Origin of the sequence: Virgibacillus sp. W0181, from assembly GCF_051846915.1 — a bacterium.
In the GTDB taxonomy this organism is placed as follows: Bacteria; Bacillota; Bacilli; order Bacillales; family Amphibacillaceae; genus JBPYCR01.
Genome location: NZ_JBPYCR010000003.1, coordinates 1 through 23,416 on the forward strand (window position 1 = coordinate 1; position 23,416 = coordinate 23,416).

Genomic DNA, 23,416 nt, shown 5'->3' on the forward strand with positions numbered 1-23,416 from the left:
GGGTCATCGATTTCATTACTAGTTACTAAATATGGACCAACTGGACTAAAGCCGTCACAACTTTTTCCTAATAACCATTGAGAACTTACAAATTGCAGATCCCTTGCAGACAGATCATTCGCTGTTACATACCCAAACACATGATCAAGGGCTGTTTCTTTTGCTACATCTTTTGTTTCCTTTCCGATTACAATCCCTAACTCTACTTCATAATCTAGCTTTTCAGTCACTTTTGGAACAACAATATTTTGATTATGACCTGCTAGAGTATTGTTATATTTTGTAAATAAGATTGGCGTTTTTGGATATGGAGAACCAGTTTCATCCGCATGTTTTTGATAATTTAACCCGACACAAATAATTTTATTTGGCGCAGTTACAGCCGGACCAAAGCTAACCTCATTTTCCGCAATCATATAAGATTTGTCTTCCGGCAAATCTTGAATATAGCTTTCAAGTTTTGATATAGTGGATTGCCCGCCTTGAATGACATCCATTATGTTCGGGGTGATATCTTTATTTGGTTGAACCATCAAAGTATTTTCAATATCAATGATTCCTTTTTCAGTTCTAATTCCTAATGTTTGTTGATTACCTTTTTCAATTGTTAGTAGTTTCAATTTTAGTTAACCTCCGAAAATTAAGTTATTAAGCAATAAACAAATTTACATTCATGATAAAACTAAAATGCATTAATTCTTATCTAATAATATGATATTCTGAACACCTAAATCTTATTTTTTCTGCATGTCTTTATGTTGTATTTTCAGCAGATTTCAGCATTTAAGCTACCTCTTTTACTTGCTAACAAATATAGTTATTAAAAGTACAGTGAACCCTGTATAAATCAGTTTTCATTTTATTAATCCTAATATTTCTGGTGTGTTTCGATGAATGATATCTTCTATTATTTCTTCTGGAATTTTTGGCATACTTGTTCCCTCTGCTACACTGTTAATATTCCTTAGTGAATCTATTGTTTGTTGTATTGTGAAAAACGGAAAATCTGATCCTAATAATATTTTATGCGTGACCCTATATTCCATCGCTAAAACCATTGCATTATAAAATTGCCAAGGCCGGCCTCCTAGTGCAGATAAATCCATATACATATTTGTATTCTTACGTACTACGGAAATACATTCCCCCACCCATGGATGGCCCATATGTGCTATAACAATTTTCAAATCTGGGAATTCTCTTGCAATAGGATCCAATGCTGCTGGACGGGAAGCATCTAAATAACCTTCTGGTACAAAAGATGTACCCTGGTGAATTAAAATAGGAATATTTAATTCATCTGCTTTAGCGTAAAGTGCAAAATGTTTTTTGTCATCTGGATAAAAGTTTTGATACATTGGTCCCAATTTTAATCCGCTCAAATTATATTCTTTAATCGCATTTTCTAATAGACTAGGTGCAAGTTGATTATTTGGGTCTACGCTTGCAAAGCCAAATAATCTACCAGGTTGTTTGGATACATATTCAGCAATATATTTATTTGGAACTACAGTACCTGTTGCAGGAGCAGCGAATGCCAAAACAATAGCACCTTCTACATCTTTTACACTTTCCCAATGGTCTTCTGGGAGTGCTAATAGTTCCTGTTCTTCACCCCAAGCTCTTTGACAGGCAGCTCTCATCGCACCTGCGACATGTCCATGTCCAAAAAGGTGTGTATGACTATCAAATACCATGATCATTCTCCTTTCCTTATCGTACTAACTATTAGGTCTTAGCTCTTTCGGAAGTAAAAAATCAAAATCACATCCTAAATCTGCTTGTAGCACTCTTTCTTCAAATAAGAGACCATATCCACGATCATAAAATGATTCTTTTTTTGTCCAGTTTGTTTTTCTTTTTCTGATTTCCTCTTCTGCAACATGCAATTGAAGAACTTTATTATGCACATCTATTTCTATTTCATCTCCATTCTCAATTAAAGCAAACGGTCCGCCAATGGCAGCTTCGGGAGCAACATGAACAACAAGAGTACCATAAGACGTACCACTAATTCTTCCATCGGAAATCCGAACCATATCACGTACACCTTTTTCCAATAACTTTTTCGGTATAGGAATTTGTCCAACTTCAGGCATTCCAGGTGCACCTTTTGGTCCAACGTTTTTTAATACTAATACACTTTCTTCATCTACATCCAAATTAGGGTCATCAATTCTTTTTTCCATATCATCTAATGATTCAAAAACAACAGCTTTACCTTGATGCTTTATAAACTTTTTTGAAACTGCCGTCTTTTTAATCAAGGCTCCATTTGGACAGAGATTACCTTTCAATACCACGATTCCACCATCTTTTTCTAAAGGTTGTTTCATAGAAAAGATGACTTCTTTGCCTGTTTCCTTTACTTTTGCATTAATTAAGTTTTCTTTTATTGTTTTACCTGTAACTGTAATACATTCTGTATTCAAAAGAGATTCCAGTTCTTTCATTAAGCCTGGTACGCCTCCAGCTTCGAAGTATTCCTCCATTTGATATTTCCCTGATGGACGTACATTTAATAAAAATGGAGTTTGACTACTTATTGCATCAAATTTTTCTAAGGGCAGCTTAATTCCAAGTCGTTGGGCAATAGCGACAATATGTATAATACTATTTGTTGAGCCGCCACTGGCCATAGTCACAGTTATTGCATTTTCAATAGCCTCCGCTGTCATAATATCTTTAGGCTTTAAATTATTTTTTACTAGTTGTACAATTTGTTTTCCAGTCATTTGTGACATATGTCGTCTTCTTGAGTCAACTGCTGGGATTGCTGCACACCCGGGCAAAGCCATTCCAATTGCTTCTGCAATTGAAGCCATAGTACTTGCGGTTCCCATTACCATACAATGACCATCACTACGGCATATCGCATTTTCAACTTCAGATAATTGGTCATCATCTAAATTTCCAGCACTATGTTCTAACGTAAATCGATAACAGTCCGTACAAGCACCTAGATTCTCACCATTTAAACGACCGTTTAGCATTGGCCCTCCGGAAAGAACAATCGCTGGAATGTTTACACTTGCTGCTGCCATTAGCTGAGCTGGTATGGTTTTATCGCACCCCCCTATTAACACAACACCATCAATCGGATGCGCTCTCATCATTTCTTCTGTATCCATTGCAGCTAAATTACGCAAAAGCATCGTAGTTGGCTTCACATACGGTTCACCTAATGAAATTGTTGGAAATTCCATCGGGGTACCACCTGCTTGCCATACACCCTGTTTCACATATTCAGCTAACTCATTAAAATGCGAATGGCATTTATTTAGTTCGCTATACGTATTGCAAATTCCAATAACCGGTTTACTAATATCATCGTCCGTATATCCCATAGATTTTGTAAATGAACGGTGGATAAATCCCCACATTGTTTTATCTTCAAAATACTTTTCGCCTCTTCTAGTTTTTCTTTCCAAAAAGGGTACCTCCTTATTTGTATTTTCATTATATAAGACATGCTACATAAAAGAATATGTTGGTAATCCTTGCACATTTAATTTAACTCGAAATAGTCCCCCTGAATAAGGATAGGCTTCCAATTCTTTTTTTGATAATCCTTCACGTGCACTTGTAATGTATAGTTCATTTAGTTTCTCTCCGCCAAAAACGCAAGATGTTACACGAGGAGCAGGTAGAGAAATAGAATCCAATAATTTACCGGTATAAGGATTCCAACGGGCTATAACTCCTGCATCCCAATGAGCTACCCATAACATACCCTCGCTATCTCCTGACATGCCATCGGCCAATTTGAATTCATCAAGTATTTTTACAACGACTCTTCGATTGCTAATCTCACCTGTTTCAACATTATAATTAAAAGAGGCTATTTCAAAAGCTAACGTATCAATATAGTACATTAAGGTGTTGTCAGGAGACCAAGTTATGCCATTTGAACATCCAATAGAATCAAGTTTAGTAGAAATATCCAAGTCACGGTCAATACAGAATAATTCCCCGCTAAATGTATTAGCATCAACACTATTTACTGTACCAACCCAAAACCGACCAGCAGGATCACATTTTCCATCGTTGAATATATTATCTTTGTTCTTATCAGGATCATGAATAAGTGTTTTCGTTTCATTTTTTAAATGGAAAGAGTAGATTCCACTATTAATTGCCATTACTAATTCCTGCTGATTTTTTGGAGCTACACACCCTATATGTTCTTTTATTTCAATTTTCCGATGTGTATCATTTTTTGGATCGTATATGTATAAGTTCCCTTTAATACTATCAACCCAGTATAAAATCTGATTTATATGATCCCAAGATGGACTTTCTCCTAATTGAGCTTGTTCATTCTGAACTAATTCCCACGAACCCAACAAAAGCTTCACCTCTATAATTTTAATTCGTTAACAAACATATTTAAAATTCACTATAATTCACTAGCGTTTGCAAGGTGCCCCCCATCGATAACTAGTACAGTTCCTGTAATATAAGAAGCTTGTTCTGAAGCTAAGAAGTAAACACCGTTTGCAACTTCCTCTACTGTTCCCAACCGCTTCATAGGTGTTCTTTCTGTTAAGTTTAAGCTAGTATCCTCTTGTTTTAACTTAGAGTCTAAAGGTGTATCAATAAATCCTGGAGCTATTACATTAACCCTAATGTTATATTGTGCCAATTCTACAGCCATCGACTGTGATAGTAAATTTATTCCTGCTTTGGAAGTGTTATAATGAGCTAAATAAGAACTACCAGACAATCCATTTTTTGAAGATATATTGACAATTGATCCATTAATATTGCTTTGAATCATTCGTTTTGAAATCATTTGGCTTAGTATAAATGTCCCCCTAATGTTTACACTCATTATTTGATCCCAATTTTCAAGAGGGATATCTATAAAGGGTTCTCGGACGGCAAAACCCGCATTATTGATTAATATATCTATTCCGTCCCACAAATCATACGCATATGTAACCGCATTACTTATTTCTTTTTCATTTCTTAGATCACAGACAACGGTTTGGACTTGACCATGAAAACTCCCAAGTTGTTCAACAGTTTTAGTTAAACTCTCTTCGTCTTTATCTAAAACAACTACTTTACAATCACTCTTGACAAACTTTTCAACAATACCTTTTCCAATACCGCTTGCACCACCAGTGACCAAAACTCTTTTATCCAATATCTACACCAGCCTTTTAAAACAGTATAAATTTTTTCCAGTTTTATTCCCAAAGCTTAAGATTTGGAAACTTTACAGGCTTTCCTCCAGATATAATAGATTCCTCTGATAAAATACCTGGCAATGTATATTCCAATGCTTTATAAATATCAATATTTACCGGTTTATCGTTTACGATACAATCAATAAAATCTTTAACCATAAAATAATCAGCACCCCAATGATTAGAGTCAGTTTGTTCCACAGGCATATGAATATATTCCTCTGGTAGAAATTGATTATATAAATCTTCTAAATCAATCCACTCCTCAGTAGATTTGCTATAATCTTCTAACCACACTTTATGCTTCTCACCTGGAATTCGTGGAGACTCATAACATCCTTTTGTTCCTTGTAAAGAATAGTACCCCATATTATGTGGTCTATTAGATACCATATCTAATCTTATCTTAATTAATGCACCACTCTCCAGCTGGCACAACATAATGGTAGTGTCGTCATTCTCGTATTCCGGAACTGTATGGGAACCTGAGCCTAGGCAGTTTACATAATTTACTCTTTCATTGAACCAATTCAAAGTGGGGCCAAGACTGTGGGTTCCATACGTACAACCGCGTTTTCCCATTGTTTCCCTTCTACGCCATGTAGTGTTACCATCTTTATCATAATGTAAATATTTAACATTATGTAAATATTCTCCTTCAGCAAAATATATTTTCCCGAACAAACCTTCTTTAACCATGTTATTAATAGCTACAATTTCACGAATATAACAATAATTTTCAGCCATCATATATTGAGCTTTACTTCGCTTAACAGCATTAAATAATAACTTGCAATCTTGTAAAGTTGTTGCAGCTGTTACTTCTGATAGAACATGAATATCTCGCTCTAAGGCTTTAATAGCTTGTTTTGCGTGAACATGTATAGGCGAAGTTAATACAACAACATCAATGTTGGAATCAAGCAATTCCTCATATTTCGTAAAAGTCATATCTATATCATGTTTTTGTTTAAAATCTGAAAGTGCCTCTGGATCTGTATCCATAATAGCTGTAACTTTTACATTATTAAACCTATTAAATTCTTTATAAAAGTCCGCTCCGCGCACTGTTCCGACTATACCAATTTTTAGGTCACTCATAAAACACCTTTCCTTTCAAGCTTACTATTTTACAGAACCGGCCGAAATGCCACTAACAATATATCTTTGTGTAAAAATAAATATAATAATAATTGGGAGTGAGGAAACGACAGAAAGCGCCATTAATTCTGACCAATTCGTACTAAATTGACCAACAAATTGTCTCATCCCTAAGGTTACTGGCCATTTGTCATTATCTTTTAACATGGTTAATGAATATAAAAATTCTCCCCACGCTAATAAAAAACTAAACGCTGCTGCAGTATATACTCCTGGCTTTGCAAGCGGGAGTATTATTTTAAAAAATGCTCCCCAACGGGTGCAACCGTCTATGGCTGCTGCTTCTTCTAAAGCATCAGGTATCATTAAAAAATAAGTTCTCATTACTAAAATTGCAAAAGGAATAGACAAAGTCATATTTGCAATAATGACACCTGTATATGTATTTAATAATCCTAAATCTGCATACATAGAATAAAGTGGCAACGCTAACATATTACTTGGAAACATTTGAGTAATTAAGACAAATAATAAAAATAAAGTAATCCCTTTAATTTTTTTCCGTGCAATTGCATATGCTGCTGGAGTAGCTAAACAAAGTGTTCCTACCATAGCACCAAAACTAATGATAAAACTATTTTTAAAGTAGCTTAAAATTTTTATATCTTGTTGTGTAAATATATTCACGTAGGCCTCAAATGTGATACGTTTGGGAATAATAGAAGAATCGCCAAATATATCAGCCATTGGCTTTATAGAAGAAATAATCATCCAATAGATTGGAAATAGAAATGTAAGTACTATAAAAAGCCCAACAAACGACATAATCCACTTTTTTCCACCCATTACATTACTTCTTCCCTTCTAATAAAATAGAGATAAACTAAAGCAATTAATCCTATTAAGACGAAAGAAATATTAGATAAGGCTGCACCTTCTCCAAATCTATACATCCCAAAAGACAACTGATATGCAAGAAATGGAATGACTTGAGTAGCATCAGCCGGCCCACCGGCTGTCATAATATATATCAAATCAAAAACTTTAAATGTAAATATAACACCAAGCATTAGTAATACAAGTAAAGTCGGCTTCATTAATGGCAAGGTAATATGAAAAAATTGTTGAAATCGATTAGCACCATCTATTTTTACCGCTTCATAAATAGTACTTGGTAAAGCTTGTAATCCAGATAGTAGAATTACCATACTAAAAGGAATACTGATCCATATATTCGTAATAATAATACTTAATAAAGCAGTTTTTGTATCTGTTAGCCAGTAAATTGGATCTGAAATGAAACCGATATTCATCAAAATATCGTTGATTATTCCGTTTTCTCCGCTTAAAATCCAACGAAAAATCGTTCCTATTATAATAATAGGTGTCATCCAAGCAATTAATAGAACAGAGCGCATCCATTTACTTCCTGGAAACGATTTGTTGAAATAAAGCGCAAATGCGAATCCAATTCCTGTAGAAAAGATGATTGTCCCTAATGTAAAAAGAACGGAATTGATTAAAGCCTTCAGGAATAAAGGATCCTTTAAAACAGTAATATAATTAGTCAAGCCAACTAGTTGTCGCTCTCCCTCAATTAGATTACTTATATCGACATCTCTAAAACTAAGATTTATGTTGAAAAGAATTGGATAAACTAAAAAAACTAATAAAAATAATCCTGCAGGGAGTAAAAAAGTGTAATCTTTACTAATGTTCAGGATTCTTTTAAACATTTTCTGTCTCAACATGTAGCCTCCATTTCACAATATTAAGAATTAAGTTATTATCCTCAAATCTTTTGAGATTTGAGGATAATATGTGAACATACCCTCTTATTCTTCTATCAATGGTTTAATGGTTTCACTTGCCTTTTTAAGTGCTTCTTCAGAAGTACTTCCACCCGCTAATGCATCCTGAAGTGCCGTATAAATCGCTGTATTTATTTCGTTATGGTTTTCTCCCCATCCATATCCTTGAGATGTAGAAATAACTTCCGCAAAAGTTTTTCTTATTTCATCCTCTTGGAAATAAGGATCATTTGCAATTTCGCTAATAGCTGGAAAATTACCTGTTGCTTTTAACCAATCAATTTGACGATCCGGTTCCATTAAAAAGTCTATAAACTCCCACGCTTCATCAACAGATTGTCCTTTGCCAATGGCAATACTTTCTCCGCCGACAACTGAGGAATGCATTTCGTCTTTCGGAATTTGCGCAACGGACCAGTTAAGATCAGGTGCTTCCTCCTCTAAAGTAGGAATCATCCAAGATCCGCCTATAATCATTGCAACATTTTCATTATAAAAATCAACACCAACCTCCTCAAGCTGTTTATTAACTATTTCTTTAGGCATAACACCTTCATCGTACATATTTTTCCACAAATCTAATGCACTAATTGCTGCAGGTGTTTCTAGGTCTCCAACATCACTACCTGTCGACCACAAAAATGGAATCCAGGAAGCGGTACCGTGTTGTGAATTATGTGCAGATGCTGAAAAACCATATTTGCTGTCTTTAGTTAGTTCCTCAGCTGCCTCAGTTAACTCGTTCCAAGTTGTTGGTGGCTCTTCTACGGTGTCTGTATTATAAAATAGCCCTACTGAATTAGTGTGAAGTGGTATTCCATAAAACTCACCATCCATTTTATGAATATCAGCGATATTTTCATATATTTCGGATGCTAAGCCTGAGCTTTCCACGTGTTCATTAATATTTTCTAATATTCCTGACTTAGCATAAAATTGAACCTCATTTATACCTCCGATGATAATATCTGGTACATCTTGACTTGTCGCACCTATTAAAAGCTGTTGAGTTAACTCATCATAAGGAACAAAAGTTAACTCAATTTCAATATTCTCTTGTGATCCGTTAAAATCATTAACATTACTTTGTAATACCTCTTCTAGGTGCCCTGACCAATAATGCCATAAACTTAATGTTACTTTGTCTCCACCTTCTGTATTTGTGTCTTCTGTTTCATCTCCACTTTCCGTATTAACTTGTTCTGTTCCATTATCTTTATCACCACTACACGCCGCTATCATTAGAGTGAAGAGTAAAAAAATAGAAAATATAATAACTTTCTTTGTCATATTTATAACCCTCCTATTTTAGTGTTTGATTTTTATTAAAAATATTTAAAGCTGTACCTACTGTATAAGCTCCTTCAAAACATCCTCAATTGCTTGCAACGTATTATCAATATCCTCGTTCGTATGGCTATAACTGATGTGATTACGCTTAATGTTCATCGGCATTTTAAAGAATCCACGTTCTAGTAATTTTTTTCTATAATTTACATACATCTCCGCATCGTTTTGCATAAGATCTGTATAATTTTTAGGTTCAAAATCCATAAAATACGTAGTCCATACGGATCCAAATCCCGCAACAAAAGCATTAATTCCTAAACGATTATGAATATCTCGAATACCTTGTCTCATTCTTTCTCCGAGTTCAAAAATATGCTCATGGACTGGCTCAGTTTCCATGATTTCCATTGTCGCAATTGTTGCTGCTGTACCCACTGCATGGCCATTATACGTACCCGCAAACCAAACATCCCCACCAGGGTATGTATTATATCGTTCCATATATTTCTTTTTTCCGGCAACCGCAGCCATTGGAAATCCGTTTGCCATTGCTTTCCCCATCGTCGTTAAATCGGGCATGACACCGCTTACTTTTTGGTAACCACCAATGTTATGGCGAAATCCTGTAATAACTTCATCAAAAATCAGCAAAGCACCATACTTATCACATAAATCTCGTAAACCTTGTAAAAAGCCATCTTCCGGCATAACACACCCGATATTATGTGGTATCGGTTCTACAATTATTGAAGCAACTTCTCCCTCATTTTCCTGAAACGTCTTTTCAACACTTTCCAAATCGTTAAAAGTACAAATTAATGTATTATCTATTGCCTCATCCATCATCCCGGCTGAACCTGGATCACGTTTTCCAATCATGTCAGGGGCGCTTAACATATTTCTAGCTACGTAATCATGCCAGCCGTGATAACACCCTTGAAATTTAATTAACTTTTTACGCTCTGTAACAGCTCTTGATAGACGAATTGCGTGGTATGTTGCTTCAGACCCTGAATTACAAAATAATACTTGATCAGCAGATGGTACATGTTTCGTTATTTTTTCTGCACATTCAATTTCCAAGTCGGTTGAACCTACTCCATATAAGTCAGTACGGCTCAATGCATCAATAACACGATCATTCACTTTTTCATAATTATGCCCTAAAATGTAAGGACCGAATGCAGCTTGAAAGTCGAGATATTTATTTCCGTCCGCATCATATATATAAGCCCCTTCTGCTTTCGTAAAAACGAGATGTGGTTCTACATTCCGAATGGAAGTATGAACACCACCGGGTGCATGTTTATTTGCTTCTTCATACAGCTCCATACTCTTCTTATTTGAAATTTTGAACATCCTTTTTCCTCCTAGTTTGTCGCAGTATGACAATTTTTGAACCTTATATATTTCTTGCTATTTCCTGCGCTGTGTATCGCACAAGTTCCCCCATTTCAGCAAATTGATCGTTCAATAGTTGCGAAGAATGGGCAGTGATGCTAATTGCGGTTGGTGTAATGTACCGTGTATTAATGATTGGTGCTGCAACACATCTCACACCAATCTCACCTTCTTCATCCTCAATTGCAAAGCCGTCTTTTCGAACAACTTCTAAAGAATCTTTAAATTGTTTAGCTGATGTAATTGTCTTAGATGTTACACCTTTTAAGCCAACATTTTTTATAATTTGATCAAGTTCCTCTTCACCAAGAAAAGCAGAAATAGCTTTACCCAAGCCTGATAAATGTACTTCTGTTTTCAATCCTGGATACGTTGAAAACTTGATGAAATTATCTGGTTCTTCTTTGGCTATATACATAATGTGATCTTCATGAAGAACTCCTAAATGAACGGTAAAACCTGTTTTTTCCATGAGCTTTTTCATATACGGTTTAGCCAAATCTACTATACTGTTGTTTGATGTATAGTTCATACCTAGCTGGAACATTTTAGGACCAATTTGAAATTTCCCTACTTGATCTTTTTGAACAAGATTGTAATGCTCCAACGTACTCATCGTTGTAAAAACAGTTGCCTTGGGAAGATCTAATTTCGAACAAATCTCTGTTACCGAATATCTTTCTTTCGAATTACTAATTAAATCCAATATATTTATTGCTCTTTCTAATGCAGGCACATTATATCTCCCCAAATTATTCCCTCCTTCCATAAATGAGTTTTGTATATGAAACCATGTTTTGTTAGTAAACCAAGTATATTATTACAACCAATGTTTTGTCAAGACATAATTTATTTTATTTTCAGATAAAAACAAAAAATAAAACAAGCTGGATTATTCATAAAATATCCTGCTTGTTTTACTTTCATTATTATAATAGTACGCTTTAAATTAAATCAATTCCTTAAACTTTTTCAACAACGAAGCACCTTGGTACCCTTCCTCAATGATTGTTTGGAGCATTTCTTCTATTTTACTTTTCCGGACATCGACGACATCCCCTTGAAAAAGTGCATTGATTCGGTTTTCATCGATTTCGTTTATACCGATAATGGACGTTATGAAAAATGCCGGGTCATTTGATTCTTTTGTTATTTTCACCTGAATCATAATTTCATTTTTATTATCTTTTAATTCCTGTAAAAATGCTCTCTGTGACTGTTCAAGATAAGCTTCGATTAACCAGCCGCCACTGTCTTCACGGTTAATAACAAGACCATCAACCAAAGGTACTGTTGTTTGGATTACTTCTTCTTCCTTATTCTCGACTATTTCAAGACCCTTTAATTTAAATGTCTTCACTTCTTCACACCCCATCCATTTCTCAAATACAATCAACCAATTATCCACCAATATAGGACATTTCAATCTTTTTCCGATCTGCATGTTTTTTCATGCCCCGTTCGTCGGAATAACGATCTTTTCTGCGTCCCCATAAAGCAGCTAACTCCGATTGTAAGCCTTCATCAGTTAAGCCGTTGCGCAGTTTTTCTTTTATTTCAAAGCCATCTGAAGCAAACAGGCACGTATATAATTTACCGTCAGCAGATAGGCGGATTCTTGTGCACGTATCGCAAAAAGAATCGGTTACGGAAGAAATAACACCGATCTCTCCCCCACCATCTTTATACGTATACCTGGATGCTACTTCCCCATAATAATTTTCTTCGGCTGCTTCGAGTGGCATTTCTTCATTAATAATGTTTATGATTTCCTTTTTGGATACTACATTTTTTAAATCCCAAGCATTGTGGTTACCTACGTCCATAAATTCAATAAAACGCAAAACAACGCCTGATCCTTTAAAATGACGGGCCATTGGTAGAATCTGGCTCTCATTCATCCCTTTTTTTACAACCATATTCACTTTTATCCCGAGCCCGGCTGCTTGGGCGGCTTCAATGCCTTTCAGGACAGGAAGCGTACCGACGCCTCTTCCGTTAATTTCTTTAAATACGTCATCTTCAATTGCATCCAGACTAATATTCACCCGTTCGAGACCGGCCGTTTTTAATTTTTTTGCATCCCGTGGCAAAAATATCGCATTTGTCGTTAAGGCAATGTCATTAATTCCATCAATTTTTGTTAATTTAGCAATTAATTCATCGAGGTTTTTTCGCATTAACGGCTCTCCGCCAGTAAGACGGATTTTATTTACACCAAGTTGGGCAAATTGTGTTGCTAACCGTTCTATTTCTTCAAAACTTAGTAATTCATTCGGTGGCAAAAAGGTATAATCAGGTCCAAATATTTCTTTCGGCATACAGTACGTGCACCGAAGATTGCATTGATCAATGACCGATATGCGCAAATCTTTTAATAATCTGCCAAAATGGTCTTTTGCAGGAGTCTTTACGTTAATCATATATTTACCATCCTTCCTTAAGAAAATGCAGCTTGGCCTTCTGACTGTTCAAGCAAAAGAACATCAACAGTATCCCCTTTTTCATAGCCGCTCGTTCCTCCGGGCAATACCATCAGTGCTGTCGTATGTGCTAATGATGTAACGATATTAGATTTATCAATCCCCGCCAGATTTGCAAATACCTTTCCATCTTCATACGTAACATAACTGCGTACAAATCGGCTAAATGGGTTAGCTTTCGGCAATTCATCTGCCATTGTTGCCTGAATGCGTTTCAAGAATGGCTTGGAACTGAACAAAGAATGGCGGATAATTGGTCGGGTAAATAACTCAAACCCTACATAACATGCTGATGGGTTCCCTGATAAACCATATAAAAGTTTGTCCTCAAGAGCGGCAACTGTCGTTACACTCCCCGGACGCATTTTCACTTTATTAAAAAGGACATTTGCTCCTAACTTTTCATAAATTACCGGCATTAAATCAAAGTCTCCGACCGACACTCCGCCTGTCGTTATTAAAATATCCACTTCTGCAAGTGCCTGTTTCATTAAAGAATAGCTAGGCTCAAGTTCGTCTGCCAATTTGCCGTAATATTTAGATATTCCTCCTGCCCGTTCTACTTGCGAGCAAATCGTATACGCATTGGAATTGCGAATTTTCCCCGGTTCTAGTGGCTCATCAACGTCCAAAAGTTCTGTACCTGTTGCGATGACGCCAACCACCGGCTTCTTGGCAACTTTTACTTCACTGTAACCAAACGTTGCCAGCAGTGCCTTGACACCAGGATTGACCGGGGTTCCCTCTTTTATAAGTACGGTTCCCTTCTTTACTTCCGATCCTTCCTGAATAATATTTTGTCCTTTTTCCATTGGATGATCGATCGTCATAAAAGCTGTATTGTTTTCTATAAAATCATGGCATTCTTCGAACATAGCTACACAATCTGCCCCTTTCGGAATTTGTGCGCCGGTCATAATACGTGTCGCCTGCCCAGGCCCAATGGCTTTTGCTGCCACTTCACCTGCACCTATATGTTCAATAATTTCGAATGAAGCAGGTTGATCAGTCGAGGCTTCTGTTGTATCGGCCGAACGAAAAGCAAATCCATCGTAAGGCGATTTATCAAAGGAGGGCACATGATCCGTTGCAACAATTGGCTCTGCCAACCAGCGGTGATCACAATCATGAAACGAAACCGTCTCTTTTTTTCCGGTTTGTTTATAACGCATAACACGGTCCACTGCTTCTGCTACATTTATCGGATTTCTAATTTCCACCAAAGGATATCGACCCCTTCTCGTTTCTCTATAATAAATTTGGAAATAAATTCGTTAAATTGTTTATACATTCAGTTTAACAAAAATATCGGCTAATTGATATCATCCCTCTGCCAATTGATGCCAACTATTCGAATATGAATGTTTTCTACAAAGATGAAATGGGTATAAAACATATACGTGACCTGCTATCAATTTTTTCACTGGAATTAAAATAAGCCCAATAAACAGGGAGGTCTTAGTATGGAACAAGATAAAGATGTAGAAGTTAAACATAAAGAAAAAAAATCAGACTCCAGTAAAGTAGGAGTCGCAATCATTAAATATGTGACATATCTAATTATTTTCTTTGGAATATTGTGGTTTTTAATTAATTACGTATTCCCAATGTTTTAAAAGATCGGATTCCCTTTCCCATACAAAAAGCATCACAACGTTGTGGTGCTTTTTGTATGGGATCTTTTCAACCGCAAAACCCGGTATGCTTCCGACCCTTCTCGACTGCAACCTTTCTGGAAATATTGTATGATATACGGTATATGTGCAATCAAAAATAGCAACTGCATTCTGCAAGCATGACTAAAATAACACTGAACATCGAGTCACTTTATAATAATCCAGGAGGGAAATATAATGAATGAAACAATCGAAACGATCATGAACCACCGATCCATCCGTAAATTTACCGATGAAAAACTAACGACCGAACAAATACATACGATGATCCGTGCCGCTCAACGGGCAGCTACTTCCAGCTTTGTAATGGCATATACAATTATTGGTATTACAGATGAAGATAAAAAGGATAAGCTGATGGCAATTTCGGGGCAACCTTATGTTAAAGCAAATGGGCATTTATTTGTTTTCTGTGCTGATTTACATCGAGTGTATGAACAAACAGATAAAGATTCCACTGTTAAAACCGGGTTGCAAAGTACCGAGCAATTTATTGTAGCGACGATTGACGCTTCTTTGGCTGCCCAAAATGCAGTACTCGCTGCAGAGTCCATGGGGTTAGGCATTTGCTATCTCGGCAGTTTACGGAATAACATAAGAGAAACGAATGATATTTTAGACCTTCCCGATTATGTCGTTCCGTTATTCGGTCTTGCCGTTGGTTACCCTGCCAAACAATCAGAAAAAAAGCCTCGCCTTCCATTGGAGGCTGTTTATCACGAAAACCAATATGATAATAATCTAAACAGACAACAAGCGATTATTGAAGCCTTTGACAATGAAATAATTGAATATTATCGAGGCCGTTCAGAAAATAAACGAATGGACACGTGGACAAATCAAATGAAACGGAAATACAGTAAAAATATACGGATGGATGTAAATCAATTTATAAAAGATAAAAAGTTGAACAAGCACTAAACAACAATACAAAGTTGCAGCACCTGTTTTTTATACAGCGTGCTGTTTTTTTATGGTCACAATTGCACCTGTCACCTTCATTTCCATAAAGAGGAAAACGCGTCACAAGTATATTTCGCTGAAAATAACACAAATATATAAGGAGAAATATTAAGGAGGAGAATTCGTTATGACAGTAGGAAGTCAAGTAAAGCAAGCTGTTGCCGGATTAAAAAGTGTACAGGCAAGTTTTGAACAGTTTGCTTTGGAAACCGAAAATAAACAAGCGAAACAACTATATACAAATGCAGCAGAACAAACAAACGCTGTTTTACAGAGCGTTCAACCACGATTGAATGAAATTGAACAAGAAGAACCACAGTACAAACAAATGTAACCTTTCTTTAGGTTGATCGTTAACACTAGGTACATGCCATACATGGTACAGCCAGTGGGCATGTGCCGTTCATGACGGAAATGGGTGAACACTATGTACGTACAAAAAATACTGGCCACTTGCTTTATCCTATTGGTACTGAGTGCATGCCAAAATGAGCCTACACTTGATTCTTCACAAGAAGAAAAAGAAGAAGTTGAAGTGAAAAAGTTATCAACAACTGTTATAACAGATCAAGGTCCTTCCAATCAAGCAAAAGAAATGCTTAGCAATTATGAGGAAGTTACATCCATTAAAGCAGTAAATACAGAGGACGATTTGATGATTGCACTAGAAGTTGAACACCATGAACGGTTTTCATTGGATCAACTAGAAAAAAGCTTACACAAAAAAGTAAAAAAAGCATTCCCCGATCTGAGTGTCCTATTAACTACGGATAAAAAAATGATTATTGAATTGGAAAAATTAGAAAAAAGAATTGCGGATCATTCACTTTCTACCAAACAATTAAAGAAAAAGTTAAAAGATCTAATTAAATTATCAAAAGAACATACGTAAGGAAATGGTGACTAGCCATGGCAGATCAAAAGAAAAAAAACTTGCCCCCTGATGTGCAAGCTTATCAAAAGTTACAAAAAGAAAGAGAAACAAAACGTCCGTTATTAAAAAATTGTTTGAAAGCATTCTTCGTAGGTGGTTTTATTTGTTTCTTTGGTCAGATTATAGCGACGGGTTATATTTATTTTTTTAACTTCACTGAAGAAACAGCCGGCAACCCAACGGTAGCGACATTAATTTTTATTACAATGCTTCTTACTGGTTTTGGAATGTATGATCATTTAGGACAGTTTTCCGGAGCCGGGACTGCTGTACCTGTAACAGGTTTCGCTAATGCAGTGATTTCGTCTGCCATTGAATATAAAACAGAAGGCTTCGTTCAAGGTGTAGGCAGCAATATGCTGAAATTAGCCGGCCCGGTTATCGTTTATGGGGTATTTTCAGCTTTTATCATTGCGCTTATTAAAACAATTCTTATTAAATGGGGGGGATTGTAATGTTAGTTGGACATCGAACATGGATCTTTGATCAGAAACCCGTTATTATTTCCACAGGTACAGTCGGTGGCCCTTTTGAAGCGAAGGGAAATATTCCGGAAGCCTTTGATATCCTTCATGATGATACGTGGTTAAACCAAAGCTCGTTTGAAAAAGCCCATCGAGTTATGATGGAGGAAGCGAGTCAAATAGCAGTGAAAAAAAGTTCTATACAAAAAGAGCAGGTCGAATTTTTTATTGCAGGTGATTTAATCAATCAAATTACACCTTCCAATTTCGCAGCAAAGACAATGGGCATCCCTTATTTAGGATTATTTAGCGCCTGTGCAACGTCAATGGAAGGGCTGGCGCTTGCCGCATTTTTAATCAATGGAAATGGCGCTAATTATATTTTAACAGGAAGCGCGAGCCATAATTCCGCTGCGGAAAGACAATACAGATACCCTACTGAATACGGAGGTCAAAAACCGCCTACCGCCCAATGGACCGTTACTGGCGCTGGCTGTGCACTTGTAGCCAAAGAAGGAAGTGGACCGCGAATCACATCAGCAACAATTGGTAAAGTGATCGATATGGGCATCACCGATCCATTTAATATGGGTGGGGCAATGGCGCCCGCTGCAGCCGACACAATTACAACGCATTTGCGAGAACGAAATGTCGACCCTTCTTATTACGATTTAATTATAACTGGTGATCTTGCAAAAATTGGCCGAGATGTTTCATTGGATTTACTCAACAAAAATGGAGTCCCCATTACAGAGGAGCAATTGGTTGATTGCGGCTTGACAATTTACCGTGAAGGACAACCGGTACAAGCCGGAGCAAGTGGATCAGCTTGTTCTGCGGTCGTGACATATGGACATTTTTTACAATTATTAAAACAAGGAGCACTTCAACGTATTCTCGTTGTAGCTACCGGTTCCCTTCACTCACCGATGAGCATTCAACAAAAAGATTCCATTCCTTGTATTGCACACGCCGTATCAATTGAATCTGGTGATGCATCATGATTTTTCTTTGGGCATTTATTGTAGGTGGAATCATTTGTGTCATCGGTCAAATCATGTTCGATGTGTTTAAGCTTACCCCTGCCCATACATTAACAACACTCGTTGTACTCGGTGCTGTACTGGATGGTTTCGGCTTGTATGAGCCGTTAATAAATTTTGCTGGCGCAGGTGCTACTGTTCCAATAACGAGCTTTGGAAATTCATTAGTGCATGGAGCAATGGCTGAAGCAGAGGAACATGGAATCATTGGAGTAGTTACCGGAATATTTGAAGTAACGAGTGCCGGCATCTCTTCTGCAATTATTTTCGGCGTGATCGGTGCTATTTTGTTTAAACCCAAAGGCTAAAAAGGAGAATTGCTTATGACAGTTGGCTCACAAGTAAAAAGTTGCTTCGCATCTATAAAAAGTGCAGAAGCAACATTACAGCAATTACAAAATAAAACAGAAAACAATGAATCAAGGCAAGCCTTCGAGCAGGCTGCCACATTAGTCAACGAAGCCAGGCAAGAGCTCGAGCAGCAAGTCATTTATCTTACAAATGAAGAGCCACAATATAAATAAAAAAGTACCGGTCACCCGTTTAACCATAAATGTCAACATGTACACTTGTTCCAAGCTCCCAACGTGACCGAAAATGACCCATATGCTACTTTTCAGGCACGAGGCAGCTTCCAGCGTGACCGAAAACAATCCATATGCTACTGTTCGGGAACGAGGCAGCTTCCAGCGTGACCGAATACAACCCATATGCTACTTTTCGGGGACGAGGCAGCTTCCAGTGTGACCGAAAACGAACCATATGCTACTTTGCGGGAACGAGGCAGCTCCCAACGTGACCGAAAACGACCCATATGCTGATTTTCGAGAACGAGGCAGCTTCCAGCGTGACCGAAAACTATTCATATGCTGCTTTTCGGGAACAAGGCGACTCCCTGCGTAACCGAAAACAATCCATATGCTACTTTTCGGGAACGAGGCAGCTTCCAGCGTGACCGAATACAACCCAGATTAACACAGAAAGGAAATGACGTATGCCTGATTGGACTATGATCATTCTTCGATCAACTACATTGCTCATTGTTTTGTTTTTCCTGACAAAGTGGCTTGGTAAAAAACAGATTTCACAATTAAGTATTTTTGAATATATTACCGGTATTGTATTGGGTGGTATTGTAGCAATTCATTCTTTTGATTTGGATTCCAATATTCTATATGGGTTAATCGCTATGTTCGTTTGGTTTATTATTCCTTACGCAGTAGAATTCATCGCTTTAAAAAGTAAAACATTTCGCGACTTTACTCAAGGAAAAAGTACTGTTTTTATTCAAGATGGAAAAATTATGGAAGACAATTTAAAAAAAGAAGGATTTTCCACGGACGATTTACTGCAACACTTACGCGACAATGATGTTTTTCATGCAGCAAATGTGGAATTTGCCGTTCTTGAGCCGTCCGGAACGTTAAGTGTACTTCCAAAAAAAGAAAACCAGGCACTAACTGCAAAAGACCTTGGTATTACATTAGCCCCCGAAAAAGAACCGCAAACTGTCATTATGGATGGAAAAATTCAGTTGGAATCATTGGCAAACTTATCTTTAAACCAGAATTGGCTAGAAACCGAATTGGAAAAATTAAACGTGAGCATTGAAAATGTTTTTTTAGCTCAAGCAGACAATGACGGGCAATTAACCGTGGATCTGTATGATGACAAAATTGCGGTTCCAAGTCCCATAGAAAAGCCACTACTCCTCGCTACATTAAAAAAATGCCAAGCTGATCTGGAACTTTTTGCACTTGAAACAAATAATGAACAATCCAAACAAATGTATGAAAGAAACAGCCAAAAACTGCAGCAAGCAATCGATACCGTTTCTCCTTATTTAAAATAAAAATAGTCCATCATTAGCTGAATGGGCTATTTTTATTTTCGGATCATTTTTACAATGATTATTTTAATGATCCAACCGATAAACAATGCCAATGGCGTCGCAATAATTGGAAGCCATATCGGACCAATTAAATACCCGTTCACTTCAAATACAGATGAAAAGACAACTGCTACCGTTGTTAAAAAAGCGGTAATTGCAAGCGGCAAATAAGCATATGCTCCTCTACCACCACCCGCATCTTGATAAGCATCCCAGATAGCAAAAAAATATAAGCACGGATAAAACATCACCCATTGATAATTCGTGGATGCAATTGCTTGTTCAATCTCCCCGTGAAAACTGTATATAATAACTTGATTCAACCTTCCCATTACATTCGTAACAAATTCCAATCCAATCAATATAATTCCTTTAACATATTTTCGATTCAATAACTGCCCAAACCCCGGTAGCGCGATACTCCAAAGTAGCACTTCCCATTTTCTTTCTTTTATTGTCTTATCCAATTACTATTTAGCCAATCCTTTACGGTCAGCAGCAATTGGTGGTTGTTCCATCCACTCATTTTCAATGAGAAGTTCAATTCCATCTTCTGCATACTTGGCAATTTCAGCCATTAACCGGGTATATTGAGCTGCGATATCTCGTCTTGGACTAGTTGATATAGACTTCCCATAACTACCAATACCTGAACCAATAAGCGTCGAAATAAAAGTCAACATTAACTTATCAGAAAAAGGTGCTTCAGTAGAATCAGTTACTTCCGAAGAAAGAGGAACAACTGCATTTCCTAAATAGCTTTCATTTAAGATTGATGTAAATACACCCACATGCTTTCTCGCTATATCACGCCCCTTTTCAAAATAGCGGCGTACTTCTTTTGATTGTGCAACTTGACTAAATGCTGTGATGACTGCTTCTCCCAGTGCATTACGTTTCGCATTATAAACTAGTTCCGTAATTTCGGAACCGATTAATGGTCGCTGCTCTCCTAACCATCCCTTTAAAAAACTCTCTTTTTCCACAAAATCAATTTGATTCGGTGCGGGAATGGATGGAGTTCGAATTAACAACCCTTTTTCTTTCATTAACTCTTTTAAACGGATGTGCAAGTTTTGCGACTCCATTAGTGTGTTTGCAAAAACTTCGATAACATCCGTTCTTACTGCATTGACAACAGCCGCTCCATAGTTGACGTATTCAAGTTCGGTTACACTCAATAGATAATGTAAGTAGAGTTGATCCGAAAAAATCCGCGGAGCATTCAAGTTAACATCGTGTTCTGTAAAACCCTGGGGTATCGGATAGTTTGCTTCTTCAAAAAACTTCACAACAATTGTCTTTCTTTTTTTCGACAATTGCATTCCTTTCTCCAACACTTGTTGAACTTGTTCATCTTCAACATGGTTTGAAAAATACTTCATGCCACATAACGCGAGCGTTTCATATTGAAACATATTCCAAAGGTTAGTTATTTCGGCTGCAGTTAAAGGAATAGAATCCTTATCTTCTTGATGATCCATTGCAAATCTCCCTTTCCACAGTAAATTCTCGAATAATTTATCCTACTTATCCCTTTTTTATACAGTTTATTTAAATATACTTGAATAGAAATCTTATGCATGGGAAAAAGTAAGCGGTGAGGTGGATGGCGTGCGCTCTAAATTCAGAAGGAAAATACAAAAGTCAAAGCAAAATAAGAATGAAGATTTTGCATTACAATTATTCGATAAACTTGAAGATAACATAACGAATATAAAAAACATGCTTGACCATCCCGATGATCTAGTCATTCGGGATTTAATAATTGGAGAAGCTGAACATAGGTGTGCAGTCATTTACATCGATGGTATTGTCAACACCGACACAATACAAAATAATGTTTTGGCCAAGCTACAAAAAACTGATGAAAACAAATCTCAACTAGGTGGTCCGAAAAAACTATTTGATTATATATTCAATGAGAAGCTCTCAATCAATCATATCGAAAAGGGAAAGTCAATGGATGATGTCTCCCTTGCACTATTAACCGGCCATACAATTTTTTATTTAGACGGGATAAACCAAGCGATCCTTATCGAAACAAAAGGAGGGGAATATCGCGGTATTGAAGAGCCGGTGTCAGAAACACTCATTCGTGGTCCTCGGGAAGGTTTTATTGAAAATTTAGGTACTAATTTGGCAATCATTCGTAGAAATATTGCCGAGCCCAATTTACGGTTACAGGCGTATAAAACAGGGCGCCGCAGCAAAAAGAATCTTGTTGTCGCATATATTGATGGCATTGTTCATCCAGATCTGGTCAAAGAAGTCAATAGGCGCTTGAAAACGATAGACATAGATGGTGCCGCGGATACAGGGTATATTGAAGAATGGATTGAAGATAGCTTCTTATCCCCTTTTCCACAAATGTTAAATACCGAACGACCCGATAAAGTAATTGCAGCAATGATGCAGGGAAAAGTTGGTGTTTTTTTAGATGGTACTCCAGTTGTATTAATTCTGCCAATCAACTTTGGAAATGCACTGCAATCACCAGAGGATTACTATGAGCGCTGGACGATCGGCAGCCTATTGCGAGTTATTCGCTATTTAGGTGCCTTCATCTCCATCTTTTTACCGTCATTATATATTGCATTAATTTCTTATCATCCCGGTATGATTCCTTCTGACTTAGCTTTTTCCATTGCAGCATCAAGAGAAGGCGTTCCTTTTCCTGCTGCAATAGAAGCAGTATTAATGGTAATCACTATGGAATTATTACAAGAGGCAGGAGCTCGCCTGCCGCAAACTATAGGACAGACGATTGGTATTGTTGGCGGTCTTGTCATCGGCGAAGCTGCTGTTCAAGCTGGGATTGTTAGTCCGATTATGGTTATCGTCGTTGCATTAACAGCAATAGCAACCTTTGCTGTTCCTTCTTACAGTGTGGCCATTTCCTTTCGGATCGTGCGATTCGGTTTTATTTTTGCAGCAGGTGTTCTAGGGTTGTATGGGATCATTCTTGTTTATATTATGATTAACATCCATTTCGTTAACTTAAAAAGCTTCGGAATTCCTTATTCCGTTCCTTTTGCTCCATTTATAGCTGTTGACTGGAAGGATCTTATCATCCGTTCACCGATACCAACCATTAAAAAACGACCAGTTTATTTGAAGACTGAAGATCCTAATCGTTTACGGAAAAGGAGGAGGAATTAATC

The 23,416-nt window shown here is 37.0% G+C and carries 26 protein-coding genes; 10 read left to right on the forward strand and 16 right to left on the reverse strand.

Translation table 11 applies throughout. The features are described from left to right. The 14 genes from ACLIBG_RS02240 to ACLIBG_RS02305 form a co-directional block, all read right to left on the reverse strand. On the reverse strand, positions 1-620 hold a 620-nt coding region (locus tag ACLIBG_RS02240), incomplete at its 3' end, for a fumarylacetoacetate hydrolase family protein (protein WP_439311083.1). Between the two features lie 234 nt (positions 621-854). Beyond that, on the reverse strand, positions 855-1,697 hold the full coding sequence (locus ACLIBG_RS02245; protein ID WP_439311084.1) for an amidohydrolase family protein: 843 nt from the start codon (positions 1,695-1,697) through the stop codon (positions 855-857). Between the two features lie 24 nt (positions 1,698-1,721). Beyond that, positions 1,722-3,431, reverse strand: coding sequence for an IlvD/Edd family dehydratase (locus ACLIBG_RS02250; RefSeq protein ID WP_439311085.1), 1,710 nt, complete (start codon positions 3,429-3,431; stop codon positions 1,722-1,724). A gap of 42 nt (positions 3,432-3,473) precedes the next feature. Continuing rightward, positions 3,474-4,346 (reverse strand): SMP-30/gluconolactonase/LRE family protein, encoded by an 873-nt coding sequence (locus tag ACLIBG_RS02255; RefSeq protein WP_439311086.1) that lies wholly within the window; start codon positions 4,344-4,346, stop codon positions 3,474-3,476. Positions 4,347-4,399: 53 nt separating this feature from the next. Continuing rightward, positions 4,400-5,152 (reverse strand): SDR family NAD(P)-dependent oxidoreductase, encoded by a 753-nt coding sequence (locus ACLIBG_RS02260; RefSeq protein ID WP_439311087.1) that lies wholly within the window; start codon positions 5,150-5,152, stop codon positions 4,400-4,402. A 43-nt stretch (positions 5,153-5,195) separates the two neighbouring features. Continuing rightward, a complete protein-coding gene (locus ACLIBG_RS02265; protein WP_439311088.1) occupies positions 5,196-6,296 on the reverse strand; it encodes a Gfo/Idh/MocA family protein in 1,101 nt (366 codons plus the stop codon). 24 nt (positions 6,297-6,320) lie between these two features. Beyond that, on the reverse strand, positions 6,321-7,142 hold the full coding sequence (locus tag ACLIBG_RS02270; RefSeq protein ID WP_439311089.1) for a carbohydrate ABC transporter permease: 822 nt from the start codon (positions 7,140-7,142) through the stop codon (positions 6,321-6,323). After that, complete coding sequence (locus ACLIBG_RS02275; protein ID WP_439311090.1) at positions 7,142-8,044, reverse strand: carbohydrate ABC transporter permease; 903 nt, start codon at positions 8,042-8,044, stop codon at positions 7,142-7,144. The genes ACLIBG_RS02270 and ACLIBG_RS02275 overlap by 1 nt, the downstream gene beginning before the upstream one ends. 87 nt (positions 8,045-8,131) lie before the next feature. After that, entirely contained in the window at positions 8,132-9,397 is a 1,266-nt protein-coding gene (locus tag ACLIBG_RS02280; RefSeq protein ID WP_439311091.1) for an ABC transporter substrate-binding protein, read from the reverse strand. A gap of 57 nt (positions 9,398-9,454) precedes the next feature. Continuing rightward, positions 9,455-10,756: an aspartate aminotransferase family protein gene (locus ACLIBG_RS02285; protein ID WP_439311092.1), complete on the reverse strand. Its 1,302-nt coding sequence runs from the start codon at positions 10,754-10,756 to the stop codon at positions 9,455-9,457. Positions 10,757-10,799: 43 nt separating this feature from the next. Then, entirely contained in the window at positions 10,800-11,549 is a 750-nt protein-coding gene (locus ACLIBG_RS02290) for an IclR family transcriptional regulator (protein ID WP_439311093.1), read from the reverse strand. A gap of 198 nt (positions 11,550-11,747) precedes the next feature. After that, positions 11,748-12,194 (reverse strand): YwpF family protein, encoded by a 447-nt coding sequence (locus tag ACLIBG_RS02295; RefSeq protein ID WP_439311094.1) that lies wholly within the window; start codon positions 12,192-12,194, stop codon positions 11,748-11,750. Positions 12,195-12,198: 4 nt separating this feature from the next. Then, entirely contained in the window at positions 12,199-13,221 is a 1,023-nt protein-coding gene (gene moaA / locus ACLIBG_RS02300) for a GTP 3',8-cyclase MoaA (protein ID WP_439311095.1), read from the reverse strand. A 17-nt stretch (positions 13,222-13,238) separates the two neighbouring features. After that, entirely contained in the window at positions 13,239-14,504 is a 1,266-nt protein-coding gene (locus ACLIBG_RS02305; protein WP_439311096.1) for a molybdopterin molybdotransferase MoeA, read from the reverse strand. 240 nt (positions 14,505-14,744) lie between these two features. On the opposite strand from ACLIBG_RS02305, the gene ACLIBG_RS02310 reads away from it, so the two are divergent. The 9 genes from ACLIBG_RS02310 (at position 14,745) to ACLIBG_RS02350 (ending at position 20,213) form a co-directional block, all read left to right on the forward strand. Continuing rightward, complete coding sequence (locus tag ACLIBG_RS02310) at positions 14,745-14,897, forward strand: hypothetical protein (protein WP_439311097.1); 153 nt, start codon at positions 14,745-14,747, stop codon at positions 14,895-14,897. 237 nt (positions 14,898-15,134) lie between these two features. Then, positions 15,135-15,878: an oxygen-insensitive NADPH nitroreductase gene (gene nfsA / locus ACLIBG_RS02315; RefSeq protein WP_439311098.1), complete on the forward strand. Its 744-nt coding sequence runs from the start codon at positions 15,135-15,137 to the stop codon at positions 15,876-15,878. A gap of 169 nt (positions 15,879-16,047) precedes the next feature. Then, positions 16,048-16,254 carry a DUF1657 domain-containing protein gene (locus ACLIBG_RS02320; protein WP_439311099.1) on the forward strand — a complete coding sequence of 69 codons (207 nt, stop codon included), beginning with the start codon at positions 16,048-16,050 and terminating at the stop codon, positions 16,252-16,254. A 93-nt stretch (positions 16,255-16,347) separates the two neighbouring features. Next, positions 16,348-16,812: a YhcN/YlaJ family sporulation lipoprotein gene (locus ACLIBG_RS02325; protein ID WP_439311100.1), complete on the forward strand. Its 465-nt coding sequence runs from the start codon at positions 16,348-16,350 to the stop codon at positions 16,810-16,812. Between the two features lie 17 nt (positions 16,813-16,829). Continuing rightward, positions 16,830-17,309 carry a stage V sporulation protein AC gene (spoVAC, locus tag ACLIBG_RS02330; protein WP_439311101.1) on the forward strand — a complete coding sequence of 160 codons (480 nt, stop codon included), beginning with the start codon at positions 16,830-16,832 and terminating at the stop codon, positions 17,307-17,309. Continuing rightward, positions 17,309-18,322 (forward strand): stage V sporulation protein AD, encoded by a 1,014-nt coding sequence (gene spoVAD / locus ACLIBG_RS02335; protein ID WP_439311102.1) that lies wholly within the window; start codon positions 17,309-17,311, stop codon positions 18,320-18,322. The genes spoVAC and spoVAD overlap by 1 nt, the downstream gene beginning before the upstream one ends. Further along, positions 18,319-18,669: a stage V sporulation protein AE gene (gene spoVAE, locus ACLIBG_RS02340; protein WP_439311103.1), complete on the forward strand. Its 351-nt coding sequence runs from the start codon at positions 18,319-18,321 to the stop codon at positions 18,667-18,669. The genes spoVAD and spoVAE overlap by 4 nt, the downstream gene beginning before the upstream one ends. Before the next feature lie 15 nt (positions 18,670-18,684). Then, positions 18,685-18,885 carry a DUF1657 domain-containing protein gene (locus tag ACLIBG_RS02345; protein ID WP_439311104.1) on the forward strand — a complete coding sequence of 67 codons (201 nt, stop codon included), beginning with the start codon at positions 18,685-18,687 and terminating at the stop codon, positions 18,883-18,885. Positions 18,886-19,355: 470 nt separating this feature from the next. Next, a complete protein-coding gene (locus ACLIBG_RS02350) occupies positions 19,356-20,213 on the forward strand; it encodes a DUF421 domain-containing protein (RefSeq protein ID WP_439311105.1) in 858 nt (285 codons plus the stop codon). A gap of 32 nt (positions 20,214-20,245) precedes the next feature. Here the strand turns inward: ACLIBG_RS02350 and ACLIBG_RS02355 are convergent, their stop codons facing one another. Together ACLIBG_RS02355 and ACLIBG_RS02360 are read right to left on the reverse strand one after the other, a co-directional pair. Then, positions 20,246-20,719: a hypothetical protein gene (locus ACLIBG_RS02355; protein ID WP_439311106.1), complete on the reverse strand. Its 474-nt coding sequence runs from the start codon at positions 20,717-20,719 to the stop codon at positions 20,246-20,248. 3 nt (positions 20,720-20,722) lie between these two features. After that, the gene (locus ACLIBG_RS02360) at positions 20,723-21,736 is read right to left on the reverse strand and encodes a DUF3231 family protein (RefSeq protein WP_439311107.1); all 1,014 of its coding nucleotides are present in this window, start codon (positions 21,734-21,736) and stop codon (positions 20,723-20,725) included. A 130-nt stretch (positions 21,737-21,866) separates the two neighbouring features. Between ACLIBG_RS02360 and ACLIBG_RS02365 the strand changes: the two genes are divergently transcribed. After that, positions 21,867-23,414 carry a spore germination protein gene (locus tag ACLIBG_RS02365; RefSeq protein ID WP_439311108.1) on the forward strand — a complete coding sequence of 516 codons (1,548 nt, stop codon included), beginning with the start codon at positions 21,867-21,869 and terminating at the stop codon, positions 23,412-23,414. The last annotated feature ends 2 nt before the right edge of the window (positions 23,415-23,416 follow it).

Bases quoted from the DNA above. Each gene is read 5' to 3' on its own strand.
- ACLIBG_RS02245 (WP_439311084.1), bottom strand. From the start codon at position 1,697: ATGGTATTTGATAGTCATACACACCTTTTTGGACATGGACATGTCGCA.
- ACLIBG_RS02265 (WP_439311088.1), bottom strand. From the start codon at position 6,296: ATGAGTGACCTAAAAATTGGTATAGTCGGAACAGTGCGCGGAGCGGAC.
- ACLIBG_RS02270 (WP_439311089.1), bottom strand. From the start codon at position 7,142: ATGGGTGGAAAAAAGTGGATTATGTCGTTTGTTGGGCTTTTTATAGTA.
- ACLIBG_RS02280 (WP_439311091.1), bottom strand. From the start codon at position 9,397: ATGACAAAGAAAGTTATTATATTTTCTATTTTTTTACTCTTCACTCTA.
- ACLIBG_RS02285 (WP_439311092.1), bottom strand. From the start codon at position 10,756: ATGTTCAAAATTTCAAATAAGAAGAGTATGGAGCTGTATGAAGAAGCA.
- moaA (WP_439311095.1), bottom strand. From the start codon at position 13,221: ATGATTAACGTAAAGACTCCTGCAAAAGACCATTTTGGCAGATTATTA.
- ACLIBG_RS02310 (WP_439311097.1), top strand. From the start codon at position 14,745: ATGGAACAAGATAAAGATGTAGAAGTTAAACATAAAGAAAAAAAATCA.
- nfsA (WP_439311098.1), top strand. From the start codon at position 15,135: ATGAATGAAACAATCGAAACGATCATGAACCACCGATCCATCCGTAAA.
- ACLIBG_RS02320 (WP_439311099.1), top strand. From the start codon at position 16,048: ATGACAGTAGGAAGTCAAGTAAAGCAAGCTGTTGCCGGATTAAAAAGT.
- ACLIBG_RS02325 (WP_439311100.1), top strand. From the start codon at position 16,348: ATGTACGTACAAAAAATACTGGCCACTTGCTTTATCCTATTGGTACTG.
- spoVAC (WP_439311101.1), top strand. From the start codon at position 16,830: ATGGCAGATCAAAAGAAAAAAAACTTGCCCCCTGATGTGCAAGCTTAT.
- spoVAD (WP_439311102.1), top strand. From the start codon at position 17,309: ATGTTAGTTGGACATCGAACATGGATCTTTGATCAGAAACCCGTTATT.
- spoVAE (WP_439311103.1), top strand. From the start codon at position 18,319: ATGATTTTTCTTTGGGCATTTATTGTAGGTGGAATCATTTGTGTCATC.
- ACLIBG_RS02345 (WP_439311104.1), top strand. From the start codon at position 18,685: ATGACAGTTGGCTCACAAGTAAAAAGTTGCTTCGCATCTATAAAAAGT.
- ACLIBG_RS02350 (WP_439311105.1), top strand. From the start codon at position 19,356: ATGCCTGATTGGACTATGATCATTCTTCGATCAACTACATTGCTCATT.
- ACLIBG_RS02360 (WP_439311107.1), bottom strand. From the start codon at position 21,736: ATGGATCATCAAGAAGATAAGGATTCTATTCCTTTAACTGCAGCCGAA.